11 protein-coding genes are annotated in these 7,724 nt (G+C 68.5%); 1 reads left to right on the top strand and 10 read right to left on the bottom strand.

Annotated elements, in window-relative coordinates; genetic code table 11:
• Positions 1-297: 297 nt before the first annotated feature.
• From ACNPM4_RS09475 to rpsF, 6 genes are all read right to left on the bottom strand, one after another.
• Entirely contained in the window at positions 298-657 is a 360-nt protein-coding gene (locus ACNPM4_RS09475) for a hypothetical protein (RefSeq protein WP_091027801.1), read from the bottom strand.
• A gap of 129 nt (positions 658-786) precedes the next feature.
• Complete coding sequence (locus tag ACNPM4_RS09470; RefSeq protein ID WP_448985500.1) at positions 787-1,236, bottom strand: hypothetical protein; 450 nt, start codon at positions 1,234-1,236, stop codon at positions 787-789.
• 395 nt (positions 1,237-1,631) lie between these two features.
• Complete coding sequence (rplI, locus tag ACNPM4_RS09465; RefSeq protein WP_029264267.1) at positions 1,632-2,084, bottom strand: 50S ribosomal protein L9; 453 nt, start codon at positions 2,082-2,084, stop codon at positions 1,632-1,634.
• Between the two features lie 11 nt (positions 2,085-2,095).
• Entirely contained in the window at positions 2,096-2,350 is a 255-nt protein-coding gene (gene rpsR / locus ACNPM4_RS09460) for a 30S ribosomal protein S18 (protein WP_017829850.1), read from the bottom strand.
• 68 nt (positions 2,351-2,418) lie between these two features.
• Positions 2,419-2,934 carry a single-stranded DNA-binding protein gene (locus ACNPM4_RS09455; RefSeq protein ID WP_029264266.1) on the bottom strand — a complete coding sequence of 172 codons (516 nt, stop codon included), beginning with the start codon at positions 2,932-2,934 and terminating at the stop codon, positions 2,419-2,421.
• A gap of 5 nt (positions 2,935-2,939) precedes the next feature.
• Positions 2,940-3,308, bottom strand: coding sequence for a 30S ribosomal protein S6 (gene rpsF, locus ACNPM4_RS09450; protein WP_029264265.1), 369 nt, complete (start codon positions 3,306-3,308; stop codon positions 2,940-2,942).
• A gap of 228 nt (positions 3,309-3,536) precedes the next feature.
• On the opposite strand from rpsF, the gene ACNPM4_RS09445 reads away from it, so the two are divergent.
• Positions 3,537-4,241 carry a hypothetical protein gene (locus ACNPM4_RS09445; RefSeq protein ID WP_448985499.1) on the top strand — a complete coding sequence of 235 codons (705 nt, stop codon included), beginning with the start codon at positions 3,537-3,539 and terminating at the stop codon, positions 4,239-4,241.
• A 182-nt stretch (positions 4,242-4,423) separates the two neighbouring features.
• On the opposite strand, the gene ACNPM4_RS09440 is transcribed toward ACNPM4_RS09445, so the two are convergent.
• The 4 genes from ACNPM4_RS09440 to ACNPM4_RS09425 all read right to left on the bottom strand — a co-directional run.
• Complete coding sequence (locus ACNPM4_RS09440) at positions 4,424-5,263, bottom strand: ABC transporter ATP-binding protein (protein ID WP_105712019.1); 840 nt, start codon at positions 5,261-5,263, stop codon at positions 4,424-4,426.
• Positions 5,256-6,077: an ABC transporter ATP-binding protein gene (locus tag ACNPM4_RS09435; protein WP_136042508.1), complete on the bottom strand. Its 822-nt coding sequence runs from the start codon at positions 6,075-6,077 to the stop codon at positions 5,256-5,258. Before ACNPM4_RS09435 ends, ACNPM4_RS09440 begins: the two co-directional genes overlap by 8 nt.
• Positions 6,074-6,985: an ABC transporter permease gene (locus ACNPM4_RS09430; protein ID WP_105712017.1), complete on the bottom strand. Its 912-nt coding sequence runs from the start codon at positions 6,983-6,985 to the stop codon at positions 6,074-6,076. The genes ACNPM4_RS09435 and ACNPM4_RS09430 overlap by 4 nt, the downstream gene beginning before the upstream one ends.
• Positions 6,982-7,724, bottom strand: a 743-nt coding sequence (locus ACNPM4_RS09425) for an ABC transporter permease (RefSeq protein WP_448985498.1), incomplete at its 5' end; no start/stop codon positions are given. The genes ACNPM4_RS09430 and ACNPM4_RS09425, both read right to left, overlap by 4 nt.

The raw sequence follows: 7,724 nt of genomic DNA, 5'->3' as shown, positions 1-7,724 counted from the left end.
GCGGTCGTCCTCGGGGGAGGAGACCCCGCATCGCCGGTGCGCCGCCGCGTCGATCCCTACTGGCGAGTCCCCAGCTCGTCACCCGACGCCGGCGCCACTAGGACGGATGCCCCGTGGACCCCACCCCGGGGCATCCGTCGCGCCCTACCCACCGCAGTTCGCTCGGAGAACAGCGCTTCATGTCGCAAAGATGCGGAATCCCCGGCCGCCTGTCGGGAGTTCGGACGGATGTCGGGAGAACACGCCGTCCCGACTCCTCACACGGAGGAAACTCCCGACAGGCGTAGCGCCGCGAACTCAGTCGACGACGGGCAGGCCCTCGCCATCGAAGGCGACGCCCTCAGCGCTCAGGCGCTCACGGGCGGCATGATGCACCACGCCGCGCTTGCGCGGGTCGGCCTCGAGCAGGCCGAGCACGAGCTCACGGGTGGCATTGGAGTGATGGGCCACCTCGATCCGCACACCCCAGAACCGGTCGGCGGCGAAGCGGGCGAGTGCCTGCGCATCGGCATCCGGGTTGTGGGCGGCGGCGGCACGGATCGCCTGATTCGGGTCGTCGACGAGCTGTGCGAAGTCCTCCGGGGTGTGCGCGCCCCGAGCCAGCCGGTAGCGGCGTTCCTCGTCCGCGAGCTGCTCCGGCGTCTTGCGCTTCCCCATGGCGTCCCCTTCTGCCGGCGCCGCTGCGCACCGGGAGCGTCAGTCTATTCGGGGCACCCGACCTGTTCGCGGTCCGACGAGGAGGCGACGGCATCACCGACGGGCGTCGGACGTCCGGGAGAAGAGCAGCTAGGCGTGCGCCAGACTCGGTGCGCGGACGAACGCGCTCAGGCGCAGCGCGAGCTCCTCGGCCTCGGCTTCGGCCTCGGCTTCGGCTTCGGAGATCTCGGAAGAAGCAGCTCCCGGCCCGCCCCCGGCTCCGACCAGAGCGCAGGATCGGGCCGGGGTACGCAGCTGGTCGAAGGTCATCGGCAGGGTCTCGCAGCGCAAATGCCCGCAGAGCACGTGCGCGAGCTCATGGGTCACGGTGTGCAATCGGAACCATCGCGGATCGGAACCGCGGACCGGTATCCGCACGCGATCACCCTCGACGAGGACGAACGGCGCGACGGCCGTCCATTCCGATTCCTCGAGGACATCGATCTCGATGTCCATACCGGTCAGCGCCGACACGCGGTCGGCGAGGCACTCCACGCTGGTGCCGCACTCGGCCTCCAGCTCTTCGAACAGCCGCTCCACGCGACGTCTATCCTTCACGATTCACTCACCCTCCTGCAGCCCGGCCCCCTTTCGGCCGAACATTCCCTCACTGGGGGAGACGGCGGGAGGGGTGCACTCATTACGCTGAAAGGCTGAGAACCTTCGAACAGACTTGTGCGGTGTGGGTACGACCTTTGTCCAGCGGTCCCCGATGAAGGCGGCACGATGGGTACCCCCGATTCCGTCCCGCGGTGCAAGATGTCGGGAGTTCGCACACCTGTCGGGAGGAAGTGCGGCGTTTCGTCCGACATCCGTGCATCCTCCCGACATCCGCACCCCGGCCGACAGACAGACGGACGGCGACCGCGGAATCACCTACCACACACACAGAACGCCCCCTGTGCCGAAGGACAGGGGGCGTTCCGGGAAGTGCCTTACTTGGCGGCGACGACCTGCAGCGTGATGACTGCGGTGACGTCTTCGTGCAGACGCACGGTCGCCTCGTGGTCACCGGTCACCTTGATGGGCGACGGGATGTGCACCTTGCGCTTGTCGATCGAACCCAGGCCGGCGGCTGCGACAGCATCCGCGACGTGGTCGGTCTTGACGGAGCCGAAGAGACGACCCTCCTTGCCGGCCTTGACCGCGAGACGCACCTTGGTGCCCTCGAGAGCGTTCTTCAGCGCGACAGCGTCGTCACGATCGTGGATCGCGCGTGCCTGACGCGCGGCCTGGATCGAAGCGACCTGCTTTTCGCCACCGCGGGTCCACGCCGTAGCGAAGCCCTGCGGGATGAGGAAGTTCCGGGCGTACCCGTTCTTGACCTCGACAACGTCACCGGCGCTACCCAGCCCGGCGACCTCGTTCGTGAGAATCAGCTTTGCCATCTCGATACCCCTTACCGGCCGGCGCCAGCGTAGGGCAGGAGCGCCATTTCGCGCGCGTTCTTGATCGCCGTGGCGATCAGACGCTGCTCCTGCACCGAGACACCGGTGATACGACGGGCACGGATCTTGCCGCGCTCCGAGACGAACTTGCGAAGGGTGGCGACATCCTTGTAATCGATGACACCGACCCGGATGGACTTCGCGGGAGCGGTGGGCTTGCCACCCTTCCGCGGCTTGCGGCGGTCGCCGCTCGACTTTCCAGCCATTGTTTTTCCTTAGTGATGAGCGGATGCCGGTTTCCGAGACGAGCTCGGCGGCCGGATCCAGAAGTTGTTCAGAACGGGGTGTCGTCGCCGAAGCTGCCCGGAGTGCTCCAGGCGTCTGCGCTCGTCGAGGAACCGGGGGTCGACCACGGCTCTTCCGACACCTGCTGCTGCGCGGGACGAGCCTGTCCGCCGCCACCGGCACCGCCGGCACCGCCGGTCGAGGCCGCACGGGTGACCTGCGCGGTCGCGTACCGGAGCGAGGGGCCGATCTCGTCGACCTCCAGCTCGATAGCGGTGCGCTGGTTGCCCTCGCGGTCCTGGTAGGAGCGCTGACGCAGACGGCCCTGCGCGATGACGCGCATGCCCTTCGTCAGCGAACCCGCCACGTGCTCGGCGAACTCGCGCCAGACGGATGCACGGAGGAACAGCGCATCGCCGTCCTTCCACTCATTCGCGGCACGGTCGAAGTTCCGAGGCGTCGAAGCGATGGTGAAGTTCGCCACCGGCAGCCCGTTCTGCGTGTAGCGCAGCTCGGGGTCGGCCGTGAGGTTTCCCACAACGGTGATGACGGTTTCGCCGGCCATGGACGTCAGGCCTTCGCAGCCTTGGCGGCCTTGCGAGCAGCCTTCTCTTCGGAGCGCTTGGCCTCCGAAGCGACCATCGCCTGAGCCTCTTCCGAGCGGAGGACCTTGGTGCGCATGATCTGCTCGTTCAGCTTCAGCTGACGGTCGAGCTCCTGCGTGGCCTCGCTGGTAGCGGTGAAGTTGACGACGGCGTAGATGCCTTCGTTCTTCTTCTGGATCTCGTAGGCCAGACGGCGCTTACCCCAGATGTCGACCTTGTCAATCGAGCCACCATCGTTGGTGATGACCTTCAGGAACTTGTCGAGCGTAGGTGCGACCTGGCGCTCGTCGATCTCGGGAGTCAGAATGACCATGAGTTCGTACTGGTGCGTCACTTACCCACCTCCTTCGGACTAGAACGGCTCTCGGGACTTTCCCGGGAGCAGGAGGGTGTGTGCACGTGCCCGCCCCAGGAATCCCGAATGGACGCCGGAAAGCAGACAACCTCGACAGTCTAGCGGAGATTCCTCCGTGTCGCCCGCACGGGTCGGCGCCCGCCCTTGGCATGCTGGAGGGCGTGCCCGGTGACGGTCATCGGGCACTCGACCAGAGGGGGGACGCCAATGCGCGTCAACAAATGGGGGGTCGGCGTGATTCTCGCCGCCGCCGTGCTGCTCACCGGATGCTCGGCGGGCGGATCGGACAAGCCGGCCGAGTCGAAGCCCAGTAGCGGCGCTTCGCAGGAGGCAGAGGCTCCGGCGACGGACTGCCCTGAGCTGAAGGTGGACGCAACCGTCGACGGCAAGGCGCTGGGCGCCTGCATCGCCGACGCCATGTCGGACACCGCCGGATACGCGGCGAAGACCACCGTCATGGGCATCGAGTCGACGGCGAAGTTCAACCCGTCGGAGAAGGCCCTCGAGTCGATCTCTCCGGCCGGCTCGCTGGTCGCCATCGGCGACGACGTCTGGGTGAAGTCCGCGACGAGCGAGTGGCAGGTCGCGGATCCGAAGTCGAGCGACCCGGTCATCGCCGCGCTGAGCGCCGCCGCCGCCGACGTCACGTCGCTCGACCCGGCTGCCGCCGCCGAGGCCATGACCGGCGAGTTCACGGTGACCGGCACCGGCGAGCGCCTGGGCGAGGAGGTCTTCCTCCTGACCGGCACGATCGACCAGCAGGGCACCACGGTCGACGTCGTCTTCGAGGTCACGGCGGACTACGTCAACCTCGCGTCGACCAGCACCGCCTCGCTCGACGGCCAGTCGGTCGAGGTCGCGATGGAGATCACCGAGTGGGACGTGAAGCAGGACATCGTCGCACCGCTCTGATGCGGAGCTGATGCTGCGGGCCGGGGCTATTCGCCTCGGCCCGCAGTGCGTTCGGGGATTCACGCGGAACTCCGGGTCACGCGGAACTCCGGGTCACGCGGAATGAAGGAGATCGCGCGATTTGAAGGAGCTCGTGCCCGATCCGGTCCTTCAGGTCGGGAGATCTCCTTCGTGTCACGCGCTCAGTACATGACCGGCGGGATCTCGGCCCACACCGTGCGGTCATCGACCGAAGGCGCGGCGGGGATGCGGCCGGCACCGTCGGGTTCCGGGATCGCTGCCAGCAGAGCCTGCGTGTACGGATGCTGCGGCGCCGCCCAGAGCTGGTCCGTCGGCCCCGACTCGAGCACGCGCCCGCCGAACATCACGAACGTGCGGTCGGCGATGCGGCGGACCACCGCGAGGTCGTGCGAGATGAACAGCATCCCGGCTCCCGACTCCGCGACCAGGTCACGCATCAGGCCTGCCACACTCGTCTGCGTCGAGGCGTCGAGTGCCGAGATCGGCTCATCGGCGACGAGGAGCGATGGCCGCGCGGCCAGCGCCCTGGCGATCGCGATGCGCTGCTTCTGCCCACCCGAGAACTGGTGCGGGAAGCGGGTGCTCACGGTCGTCGGGAGGCCGACGCGCTCGAGCCACTCATCCACGGTCGATCCCTCGGCGCCGCGCGCACGGGCGGTCGCGATGCCGTCGGCGATCTGGTCGCCCACACGGCGGCGGGGGTTCAGCGACGTCGCCGGATCCTGGAACACCATCTGGATGCCGGTCATCGCGGTGGGCCGACGACGGATGCCGAGCGGTGCCACGGGCTCATCGCGGAAGAGCACCGTTCCGCCGGCGGTCTTCTCGATGCCGACGACGGCGCGGGCGAGGCTGGACTTGCCGCTGCCGGACTCACCGACGAGCGCGACGGTCTCCCCGGCGGCGACGCTGATCGACACACCGTTCACGGCGATCACGGGCGGGTTGCCGGGGTAGCGCACGACCACGTCCTGCGCGTCGAGGACTCGGACCTCACTCATCTGCGGCCTGCCCTTCCGGTGCCTCATCGATGCGCGAACCCGGCAGAGCCGCGAGCAGCATCCGCGTGTAGTCGTGCTGCGGGTCGAGGAACAGCGTCTCGCGGTCGGCGAGCTCGACCACCCGGCCGTCCTTCATGACGGCCACCCGGTCGGCGATCGCGCTCATCACACCGAGGTCGTGCGTCACGAGCAGCACGGCGAGGTTCCGCTCCACCGCGAGGTCGCGCAGCAGCTTCAGGATGCCGGCCTGCACGGTGACATCGAGGGCCGTGGTCGGCTCATCGGCCAGCAGCACCTCGGGGTCGCAGGCGAGCGCGCACGCGATGGCGATGCGCTGGCGCTGTCCGCCGGAGAACTGGTGCGGGTAGCGCTTGAGGGCTTCGGCGGGGTTCGGCACCTGCACGGTCTCGAGCAGTTCGATCGCCCGTTCTCGTGCCGCCGCGCCCTTGAGCCCGAGGTGCACGCGCATGTGGTCGGTGAGCTGGCGGCCGACCGGCAGCTGCGGGTGCAGCGACGCGGAAGGATCCTGGAACACCATCGCGATGCGCTTGCCGCGCACCCGGTTGAGGGAGCGGCGCTTGAGCCCGACGAGTTCCTCGCCGCCGAGGAGGATCGATCCTCCGGTCTTCGCCTGCCGGGGCAGCAGTCCCAGCACGGCGAGCGAGGTCAGCGTCTTGCCCGATCCGGATTCGCCGGCGAGGCCATGGATGCGACCGGCCTCGAGTTCGAGCGAGACGCCCTTGACGAGCGGGCGGCCGATGTCGATGGTCAGGTCGCGGATGCTGAGCACGCTGGATCCCTGCACGGAGGTCATGCCGCCACCCCCGTCGCCGATGCCTTGTGCTCCGCGGCCTTCTCGTGCGTGATCTCGGCCGTCGGGTCGAGCACATCGCGCATCGCGTCTCCGAGGAAGTTGAACGCCAGCACGACGGTCAGGATCGCGAGGCCGGGGAACACCCCGAGCCACCAGGCGTCGAAGTTCTGCATCGCACCCGAGATCATGGACCCCCACTCGGCGGTCGGCGGCTGTGCGCCGAGGCCGAGGAAGGAGAGTCCGGAGAGGAGCAGGATCGCCGCACCGATGTCGAGCGTCGCGAGCACCAGCACGGGCCCGGCGATGTTCGGGAGGATGTCGACGAACAGGGTGCGGGCCGGCGAGTGCCCGAGCAGTCGTCCGGCGATCACGTAGTTCTGCCCACGCAGACCCAGCACGATACTGCGGGTGACGCGGGAGTATTGCGGCCACGACACCACGATCGCCGCGATCACCGCGTTGAACAGCGACGGGCCGAGCGAGGCCGCGACCACCATCGCGAGGATCACCGTCGGGAACGCCATGAACAGGTCGGTGATGCGCATCAGGGTCTCATCGACCCAGCCGCCGAAGTAGCCGGCGACGGCGCCGATGACGGTACCGATGATCATCGCGGCGATCACGAGCATGAGCGCGAGCGGCAGGCTCACGGTCGCACCCGTCATCAGACGCGAGAAGATGTCGCGGCCGTTGCCGTCGGTGCCCAGCAGCGTGTCGATGCCCGGCGCCTGCAGGCGAGGCAGCACCTGGGCGTTCGGCGGATACGGCACCCACCACTGCGCGGTGAAGGCCACGATCACCCAGGCGCCCGCGATGACGGTGCCGATGATGCCGAGCGGGGTGCGCCAGGCGCGGGGCCAACGGAAGCGGAAGCGGCCGGCGGGCGTGGCGGCGGCGATGCGGCTCATGCGATCCTCACTCTCGGGTCGAGCACGCCGTAGAGGATGTCGACGATGAAGTTGATGAGGAGGTAGATCATGCCGACCACGAGACCGACGCCCATGATGCCGGGCAGGTCGAGGTTGGCGGCGGAGTTGTAGGCATAGGTGCCGAGTCCCGGCCAGGCGAACACCGACTCGACGAGCACGGTGCCCGAGAGCAGTGCCCCGAACGCGACACCCACCACGGTGAGGATCGGCAGCGAGGCTCCGCGGAGCACGTAGTCGAGGATCACGCGCATGGCGGGGAGCCCCTTGGCCCGGGCGGCGCGCACGTAGTCACTGCCGAGGACTTCGAGCACCGAGGTGCGGATGAAGCGGGTGAGCAGTCCGATCGTCACGAGCGAGAGCACCATGACCGGCAGCGCGAGGTGCGCGAGGGCGTCGAAGAAGCCGACAGCGTCGCCGTTCAGGAGGTAGTCGACCGTGTAGAGGCCGGTCACGCGCGGCGGCGGCGTGATCGACGGCGAGATGCGCCCGGACCCGGGAGCGATGCGCAGCTCGAGGAAGAAGACGTAGAAGCTGACGAGCGCCAGCCAGAAGGTCGGCACGCTCAGCCCGACCAGGGTCACGACCCGGATGACCTGGTCGGTGACGAGGCCGCGACGGTAGGCGGCGAGGGTGCCGAGCACGATGCTGACCGCGAGGCTGACGATGATCGCGCCGATCGCGATCTCGATGGTCGCGGGCACGGCGGTGGCGAGGTGGG

It is taken from the genome of Microbacterium umsixpiens (genome assembly GCF_053543675.1).
Note: the sequence above shows the minus strand (reverse complement) of the source record. Positions and strands in the feature narration are given on the sequence as shown.

Coding starts and splice junctions, on each gene's coding strand:
- ACNPM4_RS09440 (WP_105712019.1), bottom strand. CDS start 5,263: ATGAGTGAGGTCCGAGTCCTCGACGCGCAGGACGTGGTCGTGCGCTAC.
- rpsR (WP_017829850.1), bottom strand. CDS start 2,350: ATGGCTGGAAAGTCGAGCGGCGACCGCCGCAAGCCGCGGAAGGGTGGC.
- rplI (WP_029264267.1), bottom strand. CDS start 2,084: ATGGCAAAGCTGATTCTCACGAACGAGGTCGCCGGGCTGGGTAGCGCC.
- ACNPM4_RS09435 (WP_136042508.1), bottom strand. CDS start 6,077: ATGACCTCCGTGCAGGGATCCAGCGTGCTCAGCATCCGCGACCTGACC.
- ACNPM4_RS09455 (WP_029264266.1), bottom strand. CDS start 2,934: ATGGCCGGCGAAACCGTCATCACCGTTGTGGGAAACCTCACGGCCGAC.
- ACNPM4_RS09430 (WP_105712017.1), bottom strand. CDS start 6,985: ATGAGCCGCATCGCCGCCGCCACGCCCGCCGGCCGCTTCCGCTTCCGT.
- ACNPM4_RS09445 (WP_448985499.1), top strand. CDS start 3,537: ATGCGCGTCAACAAATGGGGGGTCGGCGTGATTCTCGCCGCCGCCGTG.
- ACNPM4_RS09475 (WP_091027801.1), bottom strand. CDS start 657: ATGGGGAAGCGCAAGACGCCGGAGCAGCTCGCGGACGAGGAACGCCGC.